Source organism: Paraburkholderia sediminicola (assembly GCF_046027825.1).
In the GTDB taxonomy this organism is placed as follows: Bacteria; Pseudomonadota; Gammaproteobacteria; order Burkholderiales; family Burkholderiaceae; genus Paraburkholderia; species Paraburkholderia sediminicola_D.
Map to the genome: position 1 here is coordinate 39,402 of NZ_JAQQDU010000047.1, position 18,861 is coordinate 58,262.

The window sequence follows — 18,861 nt, forward strand, 5'->3', positions numbered from 1 at the left end:
AGCATGTGCCACGGAAAGTGAAATATCCGTCGCGCACGGCCGCAGTAAGTGAAAAAACCGTCGTGTTCTCATCGGCTCGCTTGGAGTCGATAGCCGCTCGCAAGCCAGCGGCCTGCTTGCCGCCGATTGCCGATGGGCAAGGACCGGCCATCTTCAGCCATCCAACTAACCCTTTCGAGCGGCCGCTTGCGAGCGAGTAATGGACGATGGGTGATGATGTTGAGGCCTTTTCCTTCGTCCTGGAGTGCGGCCCCGGGCGCATAAACGATCCGCTGTTGCGGACGGTTTAACAATTCGACGTAAAGCCTCAGCGCGAAGCATACAGTTCAGTGGCACCACCGAATCCGGCCCTGTCCGCAAGTCGAACCAGCTGCGCCAGCGACGTAACCTCCATCTTCGCCATTACTCGCGCGCGATGGACCTTGATAGTCTTTTCGACCGTGCCTAGTTCTTCGGCCACCTGCTTGTTTGAAAGACCCCTCACAACGAGCATCATGACTTCGCGCTCACGCGGGGTTAGCCTTTCGAAACGGAGGTGGATCGCGTCAAGCTCGCAACGGACGGCGTGTGTTTGCGCGGCGCGCTCCAGCGCCGCGCAAACCGCACGAAGCAGATCGGTATCGCTCACCGGTTTGGTCAGAAAATCGGTAGCACCCGCCTTCATCGCACGGACTGTCATAGCAATGTTGCCGTTACCGGTGAGGAAAATGATAGGCAACGCCGCTTTCAGCTCGCCTTGTAACTCCAGCCCATCGATATCTGGCAGGCGGACATCAAGGATCAGACACGCCGGTGATGCAACAGATCGCATCGCGTCGAGAAACTCCCGGGCCAAGCCGAACGTCTGCACCCGATAGCCGGCAGACTGGATCAACCTCCCCAATGCCCGGCGCACAGAATCGTCGTCGTCGACGACAAACACAAGCGAATCGCAATCATTCATGGCTCTCTATCGCGACTGTTTCCGCTCTGTCGCATCACCGGTCGGCAATGTGATAAAGAACGTCGCGCCTCGATCAGCGTTATTTTCGGCCCAGAGTCGTCCGTGGTGCATGTCGATAATGGATCGGCCGATCGACAGTCCCAGACCGAGCCCTTGGGGCTTTGACGTATAGAAGGGCTTGAATATCTCTTCGAGCTCTTTCGAAGTGAGCCCACGACCACAATCGCGTACGGACATGCATACCACGTTACTGCCGGCGCTCTTTAGCGTCACCGTCACCACCCGGTCAACAGCAGGCACCAGCGCGGTCGCATCGAAAGCATTGAGCAACAGATTGAGCAGAACCTGCTGCAACTGCACCGGGTCACCTTGCACCGTCGGCAAGGAGTTGTCGATATCAAGCACGACGCGTACGCCGCGCACGATCGCGTCGTTGCGCACCAGAAGAACCACCTCCCGGATCAGGCTCGCGAGATAAAGTGGCGCGACTTCTGGATCGCTTTTCCGGACGCAAGAGCGAATATGCCGGATCACTTCACTTGCCCGATAGTTATCGCGAACAATGTCCGCGAGAATCTCACGCACTTCGACGAGATCGACGTGGTCGGCCATCATGAATCGCTGGGCGGCCTGCGTGTTACTCAGGATTGCGGTGAGTGGCTGATTCAGTTCATGCGCGAGCGATGGGGCGAGTTGCCCCATTGTGCACACGCGGGCGACGTGGAACAGTTCCCGGCGGCTGCAGGCTAGCTCGTATCGATCGGTTCTGTCTGCGATGAACGCTAACGTAACGCTCTCTTCGCCAAAGCGAAATGCCTTGAGTTCGATGTCCGCGTGAAATTCGATGCCGTTTTTTCGCCTCGCAACATATTCACGCGGAAGTGTCGTCAAGCGTGATCGTAGGAGCGTCAGGACTTCTGCGTGATCAGCAGCGTTGGTGTTGAAACGAAGATCAGGAACCAGTAGTTCAACGGGTTTGCCGATTAGCTCATCGGATCCGTACCCAAACAACTCCGCGGCGTGTGGACTGAGCATCACGATTATGCCGCGCTCGTTCAGAATCAGGATCGCAACCAGCAATGATGTCAGAATTTCGCGGAAGTAATTTTCGCCATTTTCACGCCCGAAGGCATCCATCCGAGCGCGCTCGGGGGGCGCTAGTGGGCGGGGCAGATCGACGGAAATGTCGGGAAGTTCGACTCCGTTAGCCTGCACCGACGTGTCTGGCCGCACCGCCGCGGCATCACTGATGGCGCGCGCGACGTAACGCATCAAGCGATTTTGAAGTTCGACGCGCCACTTTGCCAGCGGAGCCTGCTGTGGCCTTCTCCGCAGAGTCAGCAACAGCAGAATGATTGTCGTTTCTGAAGCAACGATAGTCGGCAAGATAAAGCTCATGGCCGGGTTGCCCTCCGATGTATCCGTCCCGAACGATGCGTGCGCCCCAACCCTTGGCTAGAGGTTCCGTGCCGGCTCGCCGGCACGCACCGTCGAGTGGCCGATGCATGGAACCAGACGCCGCGAGAAGCCGCTGCCGCGCCGGTTGACCGGCCTACCTCGCCTACTGGCCGCCGAACGGCTTCTTGACGGTCAGCTTGCTGGTCACAGACCTCACGCCGGGAACACCCTGGACGATCCCGGCGACCTTGTTGATCTGCGAAGCGTCCACGACCGTGCCGTTGAGCGTCACCGCGCCGCCCTTCGCAACGACGCTGATGTCACCGGCGTTGATCTCCTTGTGCTCGACGATGGCGGCGTAGACCTTCCTGCGCAGCGCGCGATTGGCCGCGCGGGTGTCCTTGCCTGTCAAGCCGCCTGAGGCGGCGGTGGTCGCGTTCGAAGCGGCGCCTGCTGCACTTGCGTCCGCCTGCGCCCAGGCATGAACGGATGCGAGCGCGAACAGTACGGCGCCGGCGATCCTGGGTATCCTCTTTGTCGTCATGCAATGCTCCAGTTGTTGTGTGCAGTGGGATCAGAAGCTGTGGCGAATGCCGATCATTGCCGCCGTGGCCGACCTGCCTTCCGGAACTGGCGCGCCGTAAGTGATCGTCTGGCTCATGTCGCCATGGTTGTCGACGTAGCCGAACTGAGCGTAGGCGAGGGTGCTCCTGGACAGGTTGTATTCGGCGCCCAGAGCGTATTCAGTCGAGTGATTGGCTCCAACGTTGCGGTCGTGCAGGTAATAGAAGCCCGACGTGACCTTGAAGGTCGGGCCGAACCTGTAGCCGAGCCCTCCGGAGAACATCTCCAGGTTGAACCCTTTAGGCCCGCCCGTATTCGCGGGATCCCTGGCGCGGCTGTATGACGACGATACGGACAAGCCGCGGAACGTGTACTGCGCGCCAAGATAGTAGAACTGATTGTTGTTCAGCCCGGTCGACGGCGCGGTGACGATGGTGCCGGTGGACGTCGTCGTGAACGGGTTGGTGTCATGTCCGTTGTAATACACGGCCGCGAGGTTCAGGCCGTAGTTCGAGTACTGCAGCACGGCCGATTCGCGCGTGCCGCCCTGGAACTGGCCCGCGACGCCACCTGGCGCATACTCGAGCGCAAGCGATGCGCCATAGAACTTCGGAGACCGGTAGACGATCGCGTTGTCGTCATAGAGCGCGCCGATCGGGCCGTTCGTGCTGGTGCCCTGCCAGCCCGCAGCCTGGTTCAGGCCGAGCCAGCCGGTCAGGACCGAGCCGAAGTACTGGGCGTTGCGAACGTCGGTGTCGGCCATCGCGTAGATCATCGGCACGATCTGCCGGCCCAGGTCGAGGGAGCCGTACGGAGACGAAACGCCCACAGTCGTCTGCTGGTTGAACATCGCAGTGGCGGTCGGCGCGTCGGCCAATCCGGTTTTCCCGTTGCTGCTGTTGAAGGCCCCCTGCAGTTTGAAGTTGACCTGGTAGCCGCCGCCGATGTCCTCCGTGCCCTTCAAACCCCAGATGCTCGAATAGATGCCGCCGTCCTTGAGCTCGTAGACATGGCCGAGATCAACTTTGGACTGGAAGTTCGCCGCATTCGCGCTCTGATAGAGGAAACCTGAATCGATGACGCCATACAGCGTCACCGACGATTGCGCGTGCGCCGCACCGGCGAACACCACAAGCGCCGCAGCGCCACTCCACTTCAATTTCATTTCGTCTCCAGATTTGTGTGGGATGACCGGATCGATCCGGCGGACGTAAGGCCAATGCTCGAATGAAACCGGGGCGCCCGGTCGTCCGGCATCGGGCGGACAACCGGGCGTAGTGAGACTCAGATCACCGCTCCGCCATTAGGGCTGATGACCTGCCCGACGAGGTAGTGATCGCCGGCCAGGTGGATGACCGTGGATGCGTATTCCTCGGGTGTGCCGAGGCGACCTGACGGAACCATCTGCCACAGCCGGTTGCGCGCCTCTTCACCAAGCGAGCCGAGATAGGCGTTGAACTCCGGCGTGGCGACCCCGCCGGGCGCGAGTACGTTGACATAGATGTTGGCGCCCGCCACCTCGGCCGCCAGCGACTTGCTGAATGCGATGACGGCCCCTTTGCTCGCGCTGTAATGCGGACTGTGCGCACTCATGGGGCTGATGCCGGCAATCGACGCGACGTTGACGATCCGCCCGTAGCGCTGCGGCTCCATCAGCCTGAGTGCTTCCCGCGTGCAATGGAACACGCCATGAACGTTCACCCCCCAGTAACGCTGCCAGTCCTCGTCGCTCATGCCGCTCGTAAATCCCAGCGACTGCCTCGGCACGGGCGTCGTGACATAGCCGTAGTGAATGTTGCGCCGGCGCGCGTCCTCCGGCCGGTTCGGCGTAAGTGCCGCATTGTTCACGAGGATGTGAAGCGTGCCGAACCGCTCGGTCAACCGCGAGAACATGCCCTGCACGTCGACGCTGGACGACACATTGCAGCGAACTGCAAGACATTGCGCACCCTCGGCTTCGACAGCGGCGCGGGTCGCCTCCAGGGTCGCGGTGTCGACGTCGCAGATTGCAACGTCGGCGCCGGCCTGGGCCAGCGCGACTGCGCACGCCCGGCCAAGACCGGGCCCGACGCCCGTCACCAGCGCCACGCGCTGAGTCAGCGGGCGCTCGCCCGCGCGGGATTGCTCGATGGTGCTTTGCATGATTGGTATTCCTTCAGTTCTGGGGTTGCTGGTGGGGCGAATCGGTGCCTGCGCTCTCCAGTTCCGCGCCACCTTGTGTGTCTCGCGAACCGGAGCGTCGGGCGAGTGCGAGAAAGCACGGCAACGACGCAATGGCGAGCAGGTCGGTCCCCAGCAGTACCAGGGTCAACGGCCCGTGGACGCCGGCAGCCGCGAGCCGGTCGATCAGCGCACCGGCAGCGAAGTTACCGAGCGCGATCGCGAAGATGTTGATGAGCGTCATCGTCAGACCCGTGATCGTCGAGCGCATCCGCGCCGGCACGTGGCCCTGGATAACGGCGATGGCCGGCCCGTAGAGCGCGAGCGGCAGGAAGGCGCCCGCGCACATGCCGGCGTAGAACAATGGGGAGCCCGCAGGTGCGAAGCGGTAAGCGATCATCAGCGGCGCGCATACGCCTACGAGCATCGCCATGAAACCTGCGTGCCCGCCGGCGCAGCGCCGCGCGAAACGGTCGCCCGTTGCGCCGCCGAGGATGGCACCGAGCGTGCCGAAGACGATCTGCACACCGCCCATGACGCGCGTGATGCCGGCCGGATCCAGTCCGCGTTCGCGCGCGAGCCAAAGCTGGGCGAACGAGAGGCCGACAAATACCAGATGCGCGAGGACGAACCCGACGATCGCCAGTTGCAGCGCAGGGTTGCCGCGCACCACGCGCAGGACTTCGCGCAATTGCTCGGCGAACGGCGCTCCGCGTGCGGTGCCGGCATCTTGCGCGCGGTCGTCCTTGAGGAGTGCGAGGCACACTGCCATGAGGGCGCCGATTGCCCCGAGCGCATGGAACGTCGTGCGCCAGCCGTACGCCGCGCCTAAGGTTCCGGCGAGCAGGAAGCTGAAGCCGACTCCGAGCGGAATGCCGATGAAGAACAGTCCGAGCGCCGTGCCGCGGCGACGCGCCGAAAAGACCTCGGCGAGGATTCCGACCGCTGCCGGGACCAGCGCTGCTTCGCCGGTCGCCACGAAGAAACGGGCGGCGACCAGTTGCCCGAAGCTGTGGGCGGAGCCGGACGCGGCCGTGCAGATGCTCCAGACGAGCAGTCCTGCCGCGATGACCCAGGTGCGGCTGAAACGGTCCGCGAATGTGCCTGTGACCAGGGCCATCACCGCATAGCTGAGGACCCACACGGCGCCCACCAGAAGCCCGTACTGGAGGTTGGAAAGCCCGAGGTCGGCGATCAGGCTCGATGAGAAGCCGAGCAGGATGTTGCGGTCGATGTGCGCGAGGATATGGGTGAGCAGCAGCGTCGCCAATATCGCGCTGGGGTACTTCTTCCAGGCCATGCATGTTTCCATGGATCCGCTCCGCTCGAGTGATGTCTTGTCGTGCTCTTCTACGACGGGTGTGAAGCGGGGCTGCGTGGCGGGTGCGCCCGCAGCCCCGCGCATTCAGGCCGCGATCCGGAATCCGCGCTGGCCGGGCCGGCGGTTCGGCGCGTAGCCCAGTGCGCTCAAGGTCTCGTCGACGCTGCCGTAGCGCTCGCCGATCCTGTAGATGCGGCGCGCATCCTCGCCGCTTGCGACGTCCCGGTTCAGTTCGCGAGCAATGCGAACCACCTGTTCGATCTGCTGCACGGATGTCATGCGTTCGCCGGGTCTGCCCCAGAGGTTGTCCTCGATACCGACCCGCACATGGAGGCCCATCGCGATGGCCATCGTGTTGAGCGGCAGCACGTGGCGCATCAGGCTTTCGACGGTCAGCACCGCGTTTTGCGGGCAGCGATTGATGAACTCCATCAGGTTGCGCGGATTGGGGCCATCGGCCCCGCCTCCGATGGCGACCCAGTTCAGCACCAGCGGACCGGTATAGTGGCCGCGCCGGATCAGCCTTTCCACGCTCTCGAGCTGACCGACATCGCCGAGCATGAAGTGAGGCTGGATGCCGGCGGCCTGCAGCCGCTTGAGGTGCTCCTCGACGAAGGTCGGCCCCGAGGGGATCCACATTTCCTTGTAGGCGTGGAAGTAAGCGGGGTGGCCTATCGAGGTATCGCCGCAGTCCTCGGGAGTGAGCAGCTCGGTGACGTTCATCTGGTTGGTGTTGATGGCGATGGTCACCTGGTCAGGCGCGGGTGTGAGATCGGCCAGCATGTGCCGCGTGTCGTCATTGAGCCACTCGGCCGCCTCGCCTTCGCTCTCCGGCGCAAACGAGATCGAGCCGCCCACTTGCAGCACCATGTCGGGCACCGCTTCGCGCAACCGGGCCAACGTTTCATTGAACTTCGACAGGCGCTTCGCGCCCTTGCCGTCTTCCTCGCGCACATGCACGTGGAGCACAGTGGCACCGGCGTTGTAGCAGTCGACGGCCTTCTGGATCTGCGCGTCCATGCTCACCGCGATATCGTCGGAGTCGCTCGGCAGGAACTGAGGGCCATAGGGCGCGACCTGGATCACGAGCTTGTCCTGGTTCTCGGGCAACAGGGAGTCGTCAAGAAATTGCATGATGTGTCCTTGTGGAATCTGGAATCGGTTGTTGCTTACTTTGGGGTGGCTTCTACCCGGCTTTCGTACGCTGCCGCCTCTTCGATCAGGATCGGGGCCGCAAGGCTCATCGTATGGATCCCGAGCACGGATACGCACTGCAGCACGGCGGTGATTTCTTCCTTCGTCGCGCCCAACTCGAGTGCCTTGCCGATGTGCCGCCGCACGCCGGGCGCGTACAGATGCGTGCACGACGCGTCGACGGCGATTGCGATGAACTCAATTGTCTTCGCGTCGAGCACGCCTGAGATCATCGGCGCCATTCCCATCGCCATGAATTGCTCGGTCCAGGCAGGATCGAGTTTCGCAAACGGCTCCCAGTTCGGATTCCAGTTGCCGCTCGCGCGCAGCGCATCGCAGATCGGGGTGGCCTTGGCGCCGTTCGTGTTCATAAGAAGAAATCCTTCGCATTTAATGGGGAAACCTGCATCGCGCTTCTGTGCAACAGTCGTGCAGGTGATGAACCGATTCTAGGTGCCGGTCCTCATCGAGGCTTGACTTTACGGGTCAACTTCTTAACATATGGGGACAACCCGGGAAGACCCTCATGCCGAAACTCGTACGCAGCGCGAGCCTGACCCATTACGCGGACGTTGCCCGCGCCTCGGGGCTCGACCCCTATCGCATGCTTGCGGAAGTCGGGCTGCCGGTGGACTGCCTGAGCGAGATCGACCTCAGGATTCCGGCCGAAAAGGTTGCGCTGCTGCTCGAACTGTCAGCCCAGAGGAGTGGCGTCGAGACATTCGGATTGCGCATGGCCGAGACGCGCCGGGCATCGAATCTGGGTCCGCTCGCGCTCGCGGTGCGCGACGAGCCGACGCTGCGCCACGCGCTGAACGCCGCGGCACGCTACAGCCATCTCCAGAACGAGGCGCTGTTCATCAGCATCGAGGAAGAGGCGAATGTGGCGATCATTCGCGAGGAACTGCTGGCAGGCGAGGGCGTGCCTGTGCGCCAGGGAGCCGAGCTAGCGCTCGCGGTCATGTTCCGCTTGCTGCGCTTTTTTCTCGGCGACGAGTGGCATCCGAAAGCGGTTTGCTTCACGCACGGAGCGCCCGCCGAACGCACGGTCCATACGCGCGTATTCGGGCCGAACGTCGGGTTCGGCCATGCGTTCACGGGTATCGTCTGTGACGTCAAGGATCTCGAGCTACCGCTGCCATCGGCAGACCCGGTGATGGTGCGATATGTGCACCGCTATCTGGGCGACGTGGTTAATGCGGGCGATCTCCCGCTGGCCGACGAGGTGCACAAGCTGGTATTTCTGCTCCTGCCCTCAGGTCGTAGTTCGATTGACACGATTTCGCGGCTGATGGGCATGAGCCGTCGCACGATGCACCGACATCTCGCCGAAGAGGACACGACGTTCTCGTCGATACTGGATGCGGTGCGCGGCGAACTGGTGTTGCGCTATCTGGAGCGGCGCGAACGGCCATTTTCGGAAATCTCGGGCTTGCTCGGATTCTCGGAGCCGAGCGCGTTCACTCGGTGGTTCAGATCGCGTTTCGGATGCAGTCCAAGCCAGTTCAACGCGTCAGGACAGAGTCCGCGTGCCAGGCCGGGGAGGAAGCGGGCCACGGCGGCGTCGGCGACGCGCAAGGACGTCGGGCACTGAGCATTCGCTGTTTCCTGATTGGGCGCTCAGGGTTCGGCATGCGCGCAAGGCAGCTAGAGTTGCGTCGGCCGCCACGACGGGTGTGGCTCTAACGCACGTAGCGCCGGCCAACCAGACGCGGCCCAGTCCACGATCTCGCCAAATCTCTCCGGATAGTTCGAGGCGCTCGTCGACCTCGCTGTCTTCACCAACATGGTCCCCTATAGCGTCTCGCGGCTGTCGAGGTGTGAATGTCCGCAAAGCAACCCGTAACCGCCGCACCAACGCCGATACTGAATGTCGGCAACGGGTCGAACTGGGCTGCAGGTCCGCGCGGCGAGGCTGACTCCGCCAGCAGCTTGTATCCGTGTGTTGCACGGCATAGACTGAGAATTGAAGTGGAGATGGCATTCCTCCAAAACCGCCCGCAGGGGCTAATGATGCCTACAGGCCTGGGTTAGGGTACTGTGGGCACGCCTCGACTCGCTTCGTTTGTCTGAAGCGCGCGCCATCGTCAAGCTGGCGTTCCCTCCCAGTTCTCATCACCGTACCGATCACTTCTGTCCGCGTCGCTGATTGCAGTTGAGCGCGTAGCCGGACGTAGGAATCTCTGCTCAGGCTCTGCCCGCCGCGTGGAAGTAGTACTCGCGCGGTGGACGGAATCTGGTTGCAGGCGCAGGTGTGCGGCTGCCAAACGGGAAGAGGTACGCATGGTCTTTCACAGCATCCTGTTCGAAAAATCAGGGGACGGACCCACGCGCGATGACGTGCCGGAGTCGGATTTTTTCCGTGATCTCAATCTCGACCAGATAGTCTCCGCCGTCACGATCGGATGGGACGACTACAATCTGAAGCCGTTCTTTTATACCGAGCTGTCGCGTGAGGAAGCGATCGCGTATCGGCACGAGGTCATGCAGGATCTCGACAATGCCGGTGTGCTTGGCAGCATCAATGCTTTCGCCCAGGGCATGCGCAAAATGCGCGAGCACCTGGCACAGGCGGAAAAGCTCCGCTACCCGCTCCAGAAGGAGTGGTGGTTCCTCGAAGCGATCGTGGTCCACTGCGAGACACTTGCGGCCTTTGCCCGGGATCTGCCGCTGGCGGCGCCCATGTCGAAAGGACTAAGGACGTTTCATCAATACCTGACTGGATATGTTGCATCGGAGCGCTTTCAGTCGCTCACACATGACGCAGACCAGATCAAGAAGTGCCTTTCGGCGATTCGATATTGCGTGCTCATCAAGGGACACGCCGTCACGGTACGCCACTACGATGCGGAAATTGACTACAGTGGCGACGTTCTGCGGATCTTCGAAAAATTCAAGCAGGGGGTGGTCAAGGATCATCGCGTCGAGTTGCGCGACTGGCTGGACATGAATCACGTCGAAGCCCACGTCCTGGACTTCGTCGCGCAACTGCACCCGCAGGAGTTCGCGGAGCTCGCCACATACTGCGCGAACAACGCGAGCTATCTCGATGCCACGATCCGGACGTTCGACCGGGAAGTCCAGTTTTACCTCGCGTACCGCCACTACATCGATAGCTGTAAAGCGGCGGGCCTGTCTTTTTGCTACCCGCGCGTGTCATCCAGCAACAAGGCCGAGCGCTGCGACGAGACATTCGATCTGGCGCTCGCGCACAAGCTTGCGAGAGAAAACGCGCGTGTCGTCCAGAATGATTTTCATCTGAATGGCGAAGAACGCCTGATTGTTGTATCGGGTCCCAACAACGGCGGGAAAACGACCTTTGCCCGCACCTTTGGCCAACTGCATTATCTGGCGAGGATTGGTTGTCCAGTTCCTGGCCGCAATGCCACGCTCTTTCTGTACGACCGGCTATTTACGCATTTCGAGCGCGAAGAAAATACCAAGGATCTGCGCGGCAAACTCCAGGACGACCTGATGCGCGTTCATCACATCATGACGCACGCCACGTCGCGCAGCGTCATCATCATGAACGAGATCTTCAGCTCGACAACGCTGACTGACGCACTCCTCCTGAGTAGGAAAGTCGTCGGCGAGATACTGGAGCGTGAAGCGTTGTGCGTTTGCGTCACCTTCATCGAGGAGCTCGCGCATCTCGGCGAACAGGTCGTGAGCATGGTCAGCGAGATCAAGCCGGGGGCCCCGGCTTCCCGCACCTACCGGGTGAGAAGAAAACCCGCTGACGGTCGGGCGTATGCGGTGTCGGTTGCAGAACACTATGGCTTGACCTATGACCATCTGAAGGAGCGGCTCGGGCTATGAAGGCATATCTCCTCTACAGGGACCACGACTTCAATATGCACCGGGAGGCGCAGTGGAACGAGCCGGCGCTGGTACAGGACCTGGAACTGAACACGCTCTATCAGACGATGGCGCAGGGAGACGCGTTTCTCTACGACGTCATCAAGCGGGTCGTACCGGTCAGCTCGGTCATTCTGGACGAAATTGCCTATCGCCAGAGCATTCTCAACGACTGCATCATTCACGAAGCCACGGTTCGACAGCTGTACGCTATCGCGATCGAGGCGATCGAAACAGAGCGCAAGAGTTACTACAGTTTCTTCTCCTCGTCAGCCAGTTCGGTGTTGTACGGTGCGCGGGAAATGATCCAGCAATTTGTCGGTGTGCTGAAGACGCTGAGGACTGTGGCGGACTCGCAGGCGGGGCAGTTCCAGTCAGAAGGGTTCGCCCAATTTTTCTCGATGATCCAGCTTGAGTTGACGAACGAGTATTTTGTGGCGATCCGGCAATGTCTCAAGGAGCTCAAGTTCGGTGGAGGAGTGCTGATCAGTGCCGGACTGGGCACGGGCAACAAGGGAATCAGCTACGTGCTTCGAAAGCCGCACGGAAAGGATCCCAATTTTCTGATGCGCCTGCTCGTCAAACGGTCGCCGTCGTTGACCTTCCGTATTGCCGATCGAGACGAGAATGGCGCCCGTGCATTGGCGGAACTGGAGGCGCGGGGGATCAATCTCGTCGCCAATGCGCTTGCGCAATCAGCCGACCATATTCTCAGCTTCTTTACGATGTTGCGCACTGAACTGGCTTTCTACCTCGGTTGCGTCAATCTGCATCACGAACTGACACGGCGGGGCCTCGCCATGTGCGTTCCGGTTCCGCGGGAGCGTATTGAAAGACGGCACGCCATTGAAGGGTTGTACGGCGCGAGCCTGGCACTGCGCAGTGGACGCGCCCCCGTCGGCAATGACGTGCACGGGGATGGCAAGGAACTCGTCGTCATCACGGGTGCCAATCAGGGCGGCAAGTCGACGTTCCTGCGAGCGGTTGGACTGGCGCAGATCATGATGCAATGCGGAATGTTCGTCACAGCGGCGTCGTTCTCGGCGAACGTGTGCGACGGGATCTTGACCCACTACAAGCGGCAGGAAGATGCATCGATGAAGAGCGGCAAGCTCGATGAGGAACTCCAGCGAATGGGCGAAATTGTCGAACACATCAAGGAACACTCACTGTTGTTGTGCAACGAATCCTTTTCCGCAACCAACGAGCGCGAGGGTTCCGAGATCGCACGACAGATCATCGTGGCGTTGTTGCAGAAACGCGTGAAAATCGTATTCGTGACGCACCTGTACGCGTTGGCTCACGGGCTGCATGAGCAGAAGACGCAGGGCATGATGTTCCTGAGAGCGGAGCGGCGACCCGACGGAGAGCGCACGTTCAGATTGGTAGATGCTGAGCCATTGGAGACCAGCTATGGAGAAGATCTGTATAGGCAGATCTTTCTGTCACAAGGTAAAGAGCACGCCCATGGCGAGCCCGCTTCTGCCGATCTGTCGAAGGTTGTTTAGCGTACCGCCTATCGCACACGCAGCAGTCCGGTCGAACGTAACCGACGCATTCGCCATTTCCTGATTGCTGTAGCGGACGGAGCCGGGACGCCGTCATGACGTTCATGGCCTGCATATCTTTCCCTCAAGCGGTAACAGACTTCGGACCAATTCGGCCCATCCACTGCACCAGCCGATGGCGCTAATGAGTGCGCCCCGATCTTCCTCCGTATCGGTGCCCCGCAGATCCCATCGGAACGCGTTCTCGAACGTCGAAAGGTGGGCGGAAATGCTGACGATGTTTGCATGCTGGGACTTTGCGGTTTGCGCGCCTTCACGCTCCATAGCCTCGATCAGATGCAAGCGGCAAAGGACGGGCGAATCGGTCCCTGCACACCGGCCGCATACATACGGGAGCCATCCACGCCGGTTGTCCGCCGCGAAGCGCGCGGCGTTCGTCATGTCCCGTCCCTGCGCCAGCCGATCGGGTGGCGCATTGCCTTCGGAGCGCTCGTGGTAGCCGAGGTCGCAAAGATGGCACGGGCCGGGCGCATGCAAGAGGTGCCGCGAGACACTGCCCGGGACAAGGCTATGGATGCCACGATCGTCCAGGACGTGTATCGCGCGGCGCATCAGTTCCCCATACAGAATCGTGCAGCCGTGAATCAGATGAGGGCGGAATGCCGCTTCGACGACAAAGAAGGCGAGACTATGGCGCGAGCACAGGCCCCAGTGCGCATAAAGGCGCGCGCGCACGCCGGGGTCCATGATGCTGCCCTGGATAAACCACCAGAGGAAATCCACTTCACCGTCTGATAGCACGAAGGTTCGCGCGGATTCGGCTTTACCTGCTTCATGCATGGCATCGTCTCCCGGATAGGTCGTGACCACGCATGCGCGTGAAACCCGAAGCGTCGGCACGCGAGACGCAATTTGGGGAAACCGAGGGGAAGGTGCGCACGTCAGAATGCCCAGATTGCGAACAGCGAAGCAAACCTGGACAAGAGGGGTGTTGCCGCTCTACTGCCCTTCTCCAGGGGACTGTAGGCATCATCAGCCGCAGCGTATGCAAGCAGCGATTCAGGGAGGAATGCCATCTCCCGTCTTGACATTTTCATTCTATTCACCGCGTTCGCGCTTTGCAACGCGCGCAATCACGAGCTCTGCGGCGTTTGTTGCGAGCCTTTTGATCAGAGCTTTTGGTCACGGGATCGAACTGCTGCGGTGCGAAATGCAATCAGGACCGTAGTCCCGGCACAAAGCTACAGCTGAACCGCCCTGCAGTTTCCTTGCTACACTGAATGCAGTGGAGATGGCATTCCTCCCCGAACCGCCGGTCTAGCCCGGCTGATGATGCCTACGAGTTCCTGAGTCAGGAGGTCGTGGGCATGTCCCCGCGTCCCGCTGGCCAGATTTGTACCCGACTCGAATCTGGCTTCCTGTGCTTATCATCATTGCGGCAAGGTTGTACGTGTCCGTCACTCGAAGCATCCGTGCGTATCGTGGCGCGTCCGGCGCGCAACGACGTTTCATGCATTCTTCGTGGACCAATTGGAGCGCCTCATGAAAGGCAGTCAATTGACGGTGTTTGCAGCCAATCAGAGCCACCGCAAGAGTCACATGACCGTCGTCGACTGGATTCTGGGCAAGACAAAAGAAACCGGCATTGAGGGCGCAACGGTGATCGAAGTGAGCGAAAGCATCGACGCGCATGGCAAGTACCACGCGGCGCGCTTTTTTGAATTGGTTGACCAGCCCGTCGTGGTCACGGTGGCCGCGGAGGATGCACGCATCGATGCACTGCTCGATATCCTTCGACACGGCGGTGTTGAACTCTTCTACACGCGCTGTCGTATCGAATACGAGGTGTTGGGCGCAGGCGTGAGAGACGGCGGCGAGTAGCGGACCCCAGTGCTATGCCGAACGGCGAGAACTTACCGCGGGAGGTCATTCAGGCCCGCGCGACGATCCGTCATGGAGTCAGTCGATGTCGGCGACAGCGCCGGCGAGGAGCACGACCATGGGCACGCTTGCAGCGAAAGAGCGCATTACCGCGGACGAAGTGCTCGATTCCCGGGGCAACCCGACGATCGAGGTCACCGTTGAGTTGCTGGATGGCATCCAGGCAAGCGCTGCGGTTCCTTCCGGTGCGTCGACGGGGGAATTCGAAGCCGTTGAGTTGCGCGATGGTGATAGCTCCCGCTACGGCGGCAAGGGTGTGCTTGATGCCGTGCGCAACGTCAACGAATCGATCGCCGAGACGCTGGAAGGTATGCGAGTGGACGACCAGCGGCGCATTGACACGACCCTGATCGAGCTGGACGGCACGGAATCCAAAAGTCGCCTCGGGGCCAATGCGATTCTCGGCGTATCGCTGGCGTGCGCGAAAGCTGCCGCACAGGCCTGTGGGTTGCCGCTGTTCCGCTACCTGGGAGGCGCCAATTCACACGTGCTGCCTGTGCCGATGTTCAACGTGTTGAACGGCGGCAAACATGCACATCACGGTCCCGATGTTCAGGAATTCAAACTCGTGCCGCTCGGCGCGCCGACGTTTCGGGAAGCACTGCGCTATGGCACTGAAACATATCACGCGCTGCGCGAAGTTCTCGCAGAACTGGGGACGGCGACGAACGTAGGCGACGAGGGCGGGTTCGTTCCGCACCTGCCGTCGAACGTCGCGGCAATGGAAGCGATCATGCGCGCAATCGAACGTGCGGGCTATCGTCCGGGAGACGATGTCGCAATCGGTCTGGACCCTGCGGCATCGTCGTTCTATCACGATGACCGGTATCACCTGACGCGTGACGGTTTGACATTGTCGTCGGACGAGATGATTGACTACTGGAAAACGTGGGTTGCCCGGTACCCCATCGTCTCGCTTGAAGATCCGCTCGCGGATAGCGATTGGACGGGATTCGCCAGTCTGACCGCGCAGCTTGGCGGGCGCGTGCAGATCGTCGGTGATGATCTGTTCGTCACAAACCGCAAGTTCCTGAGCCGTGGTATCCGGGAGGGCTGCTGCAACAGCATATTGATCAAGCTTAACCAGATTGGCACGGTGACAGAAACGCTCGATACTGCGCGGCTCGCGCAGTCATCGGGATACACGTGCCTGGTGTCGCACCGTTCGGGCGAGACGGAGGATACGAGCATCGCGGACCTGGCGGTCGCGCTTAACTGTGGCCAGATCAAATCCGGGGCACCCGCGCGCGGCGAACGCGTGGCGAAGTACAACCGTTTGCTTGCAATCGAAAGAATGCTGGGGCGGGACGCCGTGTTTGCCGGCAAGGACTCATTCCGGCAGCACTCATAGAAGGTGCCTGACGGCAAGGCTGGATCCAGTCATGGGGTGTCACGCGCGAGTTCCGTCACCCGGCACGGACGATCGCCCGCTGCGCGGGCGCGATGCTGCATGGCACAATCGTGTGTTGCAGTGGCTGTGAACTAGAATGAATCAAGCGGTGATGACCGGGCCTGCCCCGGTCGAGCAACGCGGTGTTACTCCGGGTAGTGGACGCAGCCACGTGCGCGCCGCTCGTGCCGCAAGGACCCGGTGGGCGGCGGAGATGCACGATGAACGGCTATCAACTGACGTTCTATACGGAGCAGAACAGGAAGCACGGCCATCAGACCGTATGCGAATGGCTGCTGCATGAGGTTCGCCAACTCGGTATCGGTGGCGCGACCGTCATCAATTGCGCCGAAGGCATCGGCCACGCGGGCTCGCATCATGCGGCCCACATGCTCAGGCTCGACGATCAGCCGGTGCAGATCATTCTTGCTGTGACTGAAAAGGAAGCTGGGCAGCTTCTGGATCTCGTGCGCGCAGAAAACGTGCACGTTTTCTACATGCGCTTTCCGATTGAGTTCGGTGTGATCGGTAACGACGTCCCGCACAAACCGTCGAAGCATTTTTCCCTGTTCGGCCGGTCAACGGGATAGAAGGAAACGCAAACCTTGCAAGCGTCGGCGCGTCACCTATACTCAAAACTGATTTTTGTGGAGATGGCATTCCTCCCTAACCGCCGCTAGCAGGCTTTGCGGCTAATGATGCCTACAGGGTCCCCGGGCGCTTCGGGGCCGGTAGGCATTTTTCAGCCGGCTCGCCTTTTCGAGCATTCCGGGCATATCGTTGCCTACAAGAACGCAAAAAACATGGAATGCGCAAGCGAGTCGCCGCGCGGCAATGGTTGCCGCCCCCGTCCGTACGCTTTGCCGCGCCTTCGCGTAGCGATCAGCCCGTGCGTTGAAATCCGGTCCCAAGGTGTCGTTCGGCAACCCTTCGTCTTCACGGAGGGTGCATGAACATGCGCGACGTCGCCCTCCAGATTGCCCAGGTGGTGACCGTCATCGCACTGTCACCGCTTCTGCAAGGCGTCATCCTGCAATGGGAAGAGCGTGTGCAACGCGCACGCGGCCCAGGCATCTTCCAGCCGTATCGGGACCTGTGGAAGCTCTTCCATAAGCAACTCGTCGTGCCCAACTCCGCTTCATGGATTTACTGGACTGCACCGGTAGTCGCGTTCACCTGCATGCTCACGGTGCCGATCCTCATCCCGGTGCTCACTGACTTTCCACTGCCGCTTTCCGACATGGGCGACATCCTTGGCGGCGGCCTCATTCTGACATTCGGGTCGTTTGCGGTCGTATTGGCGGGTCTGGATTCGGGAAGCGCCTATGGCGGCATTGGCTCAAGCCGCTCGGTGATGCTCGGCATTCTCGCGGAGCCCACGCTGATCCTCGTGCTGGTCGGCATCACGCTGCTCGCCAAGGCCATGCTGCCGTTCGTCGTGAACCATCTGCTTGTGGCACAGCCATCCGTGTACTGGAGTCCGGCACACCTGTTTCTCGTCTTCGCGTTTTTCGTCTTGCTGCTCGTCGAAACAGACCGCTTGCCGATTCACTCAAGCACGCACATCGAGGTGTACATGATCGAAGAGGCCCGCATCCTCGAGTACTCCGGGCCGCTTCTGGCGCTCCTCAAGTGGGCGTCGATGATGAAGCAGTTCATTCTCTACACCATTTTCTGCAACGTGCTGACCTTGCCGTGGGGACTGTCGCAGCATGGCACGACGGTGGGTGCATTGGGTGCGGCGATCGGTCTTTTCCTGCGTATGTTGCTGGTCGTGCTCGTCGTTGTTGTCGTCGAGACGGCGCAATCCAGGTTGCGCTTCTTCCGCTATCAGGAGCCGCTTGCGGCGTCGTTCATGCTGGCGGTGCTTGCGATCGCCGCTAACCAGCTTCGGTGACATGTCATGCTGCTCGCCCACCTGAGTCCGCTTGCCGCATCGCTCTTCAGCCTGCTGGCGATTGGCAGTCTGCTGCTTGCGTTTGTGATGCTGGGTTCGCGCTGGCTGAAGGACTATCTGCTCGCGTTCATGGCCGAATCGTGGCTGATCGCGGCGCTCTCCGGCGCGGTGGGCTACTACGGCAACTACCACGAGCTGTATCTGATCGCGCTTCTCACCGCGCTTTTTCGGGGCCTGGTACTGCCTTATCTGATCTGGCGAATCATCATCCGCCTCGAAGTCGAGCGGGAATTGCATGTGATCCTGCAGCCAAGCTCAAGCATCGTGCTGGGTGCGTTGCTGGTGCTCTTCGCGTTTGTCGTGTCGAACCATCTGGGCAATGCGCTGGGCCTGGGCGGCACGGTGGTAGTGCTGGCGCTCACGGTGATGCTCTCCATGAAGCTCATCGGCTTTCTGATGCTGGCAGTGCGCCATGAGGCGATCAGCCAGGTGCTGGGCCTCCTGATCCTTGAGAACGGTATCTTCCTGGGCTCCCAGATCCTCGTGCCGGGTATGCCAATGCTGATCGAACTGGTGTTGCTGTTCGATCTGCTCGTTATCGTCGTGAGTTTCGGCGTACTGGTTCGCTATCTGGTCGCACACGTCGGCAGCACGAGCAGCCGTGAACTCAGACGGCTGGTGGGGTGA

General features: G+C 60.9%; 17 protein-coding genes and 4 riboswitches. Of the genes, 8 read left to right on the top strand and 9 right to left on the bottom strand.

The window, feature by feature from the left end; translation table 11 throughout:
* Positions 1-307 precede the first annotated feature (307 nt).
* The 8 genes from PQQ96_RS24265 to PQQ96_RS24300 form a co-directional block, all read right to left on the bottom strand.
* Positions 308-943, bottom strand: a complete 636-nt coding sequence (locus PQQ96_RS24265) for a response regulator transcription factor (RefSeq protein WP_408297406.1) — start codon at positions 941-943, stop codon at positions 308-310.
* A gap of 6 nt (positions 944-949) precedes the next feature.
* Entirely contained in the window at positions 950-2,341 is a 1,392-nt protein-coding gene (locus PQQ96_RS24270) for a two-component system sensor histidine kinase NtrB (protein WP_408297408.1), read from the bottom strand.
* A gap of 163 nt (positions 2,342-2,504) precedes the next feature.
* On the bottom strand, positions 2,505-2,885 hold the full coding sequence (locus PQQ96_RS24275) for a BON domain-containing protein (RefSeq protein WP_408297409.1): 381 nt from the start codon (positions 2,883-2,885) through the stop codon (positions 2,505-2,507).
* A gap of 30 nt (positions 2,886-2,915) precedes the next feature.
* Positions 2,916-4,070, bottom strand: a complete 1,155-nt coding sequence (locus PQQ96_RS24280; RefSeq protein ID WP_408297411.1) for a porin — start codon at positions 4,068-4,070, stop codon at positions 2,916-2,918.
* A 119-nt stretch (positions 4,071-4,189) separates the two neighbouring features.
* A complete protein-coding gene (locus PQQ96_RS24285; protein WP_408297413.1) occupies positions 4,190-5,047 on the bottom strand; it encodes an SDR family NAD(P)-dependent oxidoreductase in 858 nt (285 codons plus the stop codon).
* 13 nt (positions 5,048-5,060) lie between these two features.
* Complete coding sequence (locus PQQ96_RS24290; protein ID WP_408297414.1) at positions 5,061-6,365, bottom strand: MFS transporter; 1,305 nt, start codon at positions 6,363-6,365, stop codon at positions 5,061-5,063.
* Positions 6,366-6,470: 105 nt separating this feature from the next.
* Complete coding sequence (locus PQQ96_RS24295) at positions 6,471-7,520, bottom strand: beta-keto acid cleavage family enzyme (RefSeq protein ID WP_408297416.1); 1,050 nt, start codon at positions 7,518-7,520, stop codon at positions 6,471-6,473.
* A gap of 35 nt (positions 7,521-7,555) precedes the next feature.
* Entirely contained in the window at positions 7,556-7,951 is a 396-nt protein-coding gene (locus tag PQQ96_RS24300; RefSeq protein ID WP_408297418.1) for a carboxymuconolactone decarboxylase family protein, read from the bottom strand.
* A 155-nt stretch (positions 7,952-8,106) separates the two neighbouring features.
* On the opposite strand from PQQ96_RS24300, the gene PQQ96_RS24305 reads away from it, so the two are divergent.
* The 3 genes from PQQ96_RS24305 (at position 8,107) to PQQ96_RS24315 (ending at position 12,946) form a co-directional block, all read left to right on the top strand.
* Positions 8,107-9,174: an AraC family transcriptional regulator gene (locus PQQ96_RS24305; protein ID WP_408297420.1), complete on the top strand. Its 1,068-nt coding sequence runs from the start codon at positions 8,107-8,109 to the stop codon at positions 9,172-9,174.
* Between the two features lie 370 nt (positions 9,175-9,544).
* A riboswitch (Fluoride riboswitch) is annotated at positions 9,545-9,607 on the top strand.
* Between the two features lie 457 nt (positions 9,608-10,064).
* Positions 10,065-11,399, top strand: a complete 1,335-nt coding sequence (locus PQQ96_RS24310) for a MutS-related protein (RefSeq protein WP_408297422.1) — start codon at positions 10,065-10,067, stop codon at positions 11,397-11,399.
* Positions 11,396-12,946, top strand: a complete 1,551-nt coding sequence (locus PQQ96_RS24315; protein ID WP_408297423.1) for a MutS-related protein — start codon at positions 11,396-11,398, stop codon at positions 12,944-12,946. The genes PQQ96_RS24310 and PQQ96_RS24315 overlap by 4 nt, the downstream gene beginning before the upstream one ends.
* A 102-nt stretch (positions 12,947-13,048) precedes the next feature.
* Here PQQ96_RS24315 and PQQ96_RS24320 read toward each other — a convergent pair whose 3' ends face one another.
* Entirely contained in the window at positions 13,049-13,786 is a 738-nt protein-coding gene (locus PQQ96_RS24320) for a hypothetical protein (protein ID WP_408297425.1), read from the bottom strand.
* Positions 13,787-13,962: 176 nt separating this feature from the next.
* A riboswitch (Fluoride riboswitch) is annotated at positions 13,963-14,035 on the bottom strand.
* A 189-nt stretch (positions 14,036-14,224) separates the two neighbouring features.
* Positions 14,225-14,292: riboswitch (Fluoride riboswitch) on the top strand.
* A 196-nt stretch (positions 14,293-14,488) separates the two neighbouring features.
* On the opposite strand from PQQ96_RS24320, the gene PQQ96_RS24325 reads away from it, so the two are divergent.
* From PQQ96_RS24325 to PQQ96_RS24345, 5 genes are all read left to right on the top strand, one after another.
* Positions 14,489-14,827 (top strand): DUF190 domain-containing protein, encoded by a 339-nt coding sequence (locus tag PQQ96_RS24325; RefSeq protein WP_408297427.1) that lies wholly within the window; start codon positions 14,489-14,491, stop codon positions 14,825-14,827.
* A gap of 118 nt (positions 14,828-14,945) precedes the next feature.
* On the top strand, positions 14,946-16,238 hold the full coding sequence (gene eno / locus PQQ96_RS24330) for a phosphopyruvate hydratase (protein WP_408297429.1): 1,293 nt from the start codon (positions 14,946-14,948) through the stop codon (positions 16,236-16,238).
* A 260-nt stretch (positions 16,239-16,498) separates the two neighbouring features.
* Complete coding sequence (locus tag PQQ96_RS24335) at positions 16,499-16,867, top strand: DUF190 domain-containing protein (protein ID WP_408297431.1); 369 nt, start codon at positions 16,499-16,501, stop codon at positions 16,865-16,867.
* A 50-nt stretch (positions 16,868-16,917) separates the two neighbouring features.
* A riboswitch (Fluoride riboswitch) is annotated at positions 16,918-16,989 on the top strand.
* A 237-nt stretch (positions 16,990-17,226) separates the two neighbouring features.
* Complete coding sequence (locus PQQ96_RS24340; protein WP_408297433.1) at positions 17,227-18,174, top strand: respiratory chain complex I subunit 1 family protein; 948 nt, start codon at positions 17,227-17,229, stop codon at positions 18,172-18,174.
* A gap of 6 nt (positions 18,175-18,180) precedes the next feature.
* Complete coding sequence (locus tag PQQ96_RS24345) at positions 18,181-18,861, top strand: hydrogenase (protein ID WP_201141671.1); 681 nt, start codon at positions 18,181-18,183, stop codon at positions 18,859-18,861.

What these genes read in the sequence shown, in the direction of transcription:
- PQQ96_RS24265 (WP_408297406.1), bottom strand. Translation starts at nt 943, where the DNA reads ATGAATGATTGCGATTCGCTTGTGTTTGTCGTCGACGACGACGATTCT.
- PQQ96_RS24270 (WP_408297408.1), bottom strand. Translation starts at nt 2,341, where the DNA reads ATGAGCTTTATCTTGCCGACTATCGTTGCTTCAGAAACGACAATCATT.
- PQQ96_RS24275 (WP_408297409.1), bottom strand. Translation starts at nt 2,885, where the DNA reads ATGACGACAAAGAGGATACCCAGGATCGCCGGCGCCGTACTGTTCGCG.
- PQQ96_RS24280 (WP_408297411.1), bottom strand. Translation starts at nt 4,070, where the DNA reads ATGAAATTGAAGTGGAGTGGCGCTGCGGCGCTTGTGGTGTTCGCCGGT.
- PQQ96_RS24285 (WP_408297413.1), bottom strand. Translation starts at nt 5,047, where the DNA reads ATGCAAAGCACCATCGAGCAATCCCGCGCGGGCGAGCGCCCGCTGACT.
- PQQ96_RS24290 (WP_408297414.1), bottom strand. Translation starts at nt 6,365, where the DNA reads ATGGCCTGGAAGAAGTACCCCAGCGCGATATTGGCGACGCTGCTGCTC.
- PQQ96_RS24295 (WP_408297416.1), bottom strand. Translation starts at nt 7,520, where the DNA reads ATGCAATTTCTTGACGACTCCCTGTTGCCCGAGAACCAGGACAAGCTC.
- PQQ96_RS24300 (WP_408297418.1), bottom strand. Translation starts at nt 7,951, where the DNA reads ATGAACACGAACGGCGCCAAGGCCACCCCGATCTGCGATGCGCTGCGC.
- PQQ96_RS24305 (WP_408297420.1), top strand. Translation starts at nt 8,107, where the DNA reads ATGCCGAAACTCGTACGCAGCGCGAGCCTGACCCATTACGCGGACGTT.
- PQQ96_RS24310 (WP_408297422.1), top strand. Translation starts at nt 10,065, where the DNA reads ATGCAGGATCTCGACAATGCCGGTGTGCTTGGCAGCATCAATGCTTTC.
- PQQ96_RS24315 (WP_408297423.1), top strand. Translation starts at nt 11,396, where the DNA reads ATGAAGGCATATCTCCTCTACAGGGACCACGACTTCAATATGCACCGG.
- PQQ96_RS24320 (WP_408297425.1), bottom strand. Translation starts at nt 13,786, where the DNA reads ATGCATGAAGCAGGTAAAGCCGAATCCGCGCGAACCTTCGTGCTATCA.
- PQQ96_RS24325 (WP_408297427.1), top strand. Translation starts at nt 14,489, where the DNA reads ATGAAAGGCAGTCAATTGACGGTGTTTGCAGCCAATCAGAGCCACCGC.
- eno (WP_408297429.1), top strand. Translation starts at nt 14,946, where the DNA reads ATGGGCACGCTTGCAGCGAAAGAGCGCATTACCGCGGACGAAGTGCTC.
- PQQ96_RS24335 (WP_408297431.1), top strand. Translation starts at nt 16,499, where the DNA reads ATGAACGGCTATCAACTGACGTTCTATACGGAGCAGAACAGGAAGCAC.
- PQQ96_RS24340 (WP_408297433.1), top strand. Translation starts at nt 17,227, where the DNA reads ATGAACATGCGCGACGTCGCCCTCCAGATTGCCCAGGTGGTGACCGTC.
- PQQ96_RS24345 (WP_201141671.1), top strand. Translation starts at nt 18,181, where the DNA reads ATGCTGCTCGCCCACCTGAGTCCGCTTGCCGCATCGCTCTTCAGCCTG.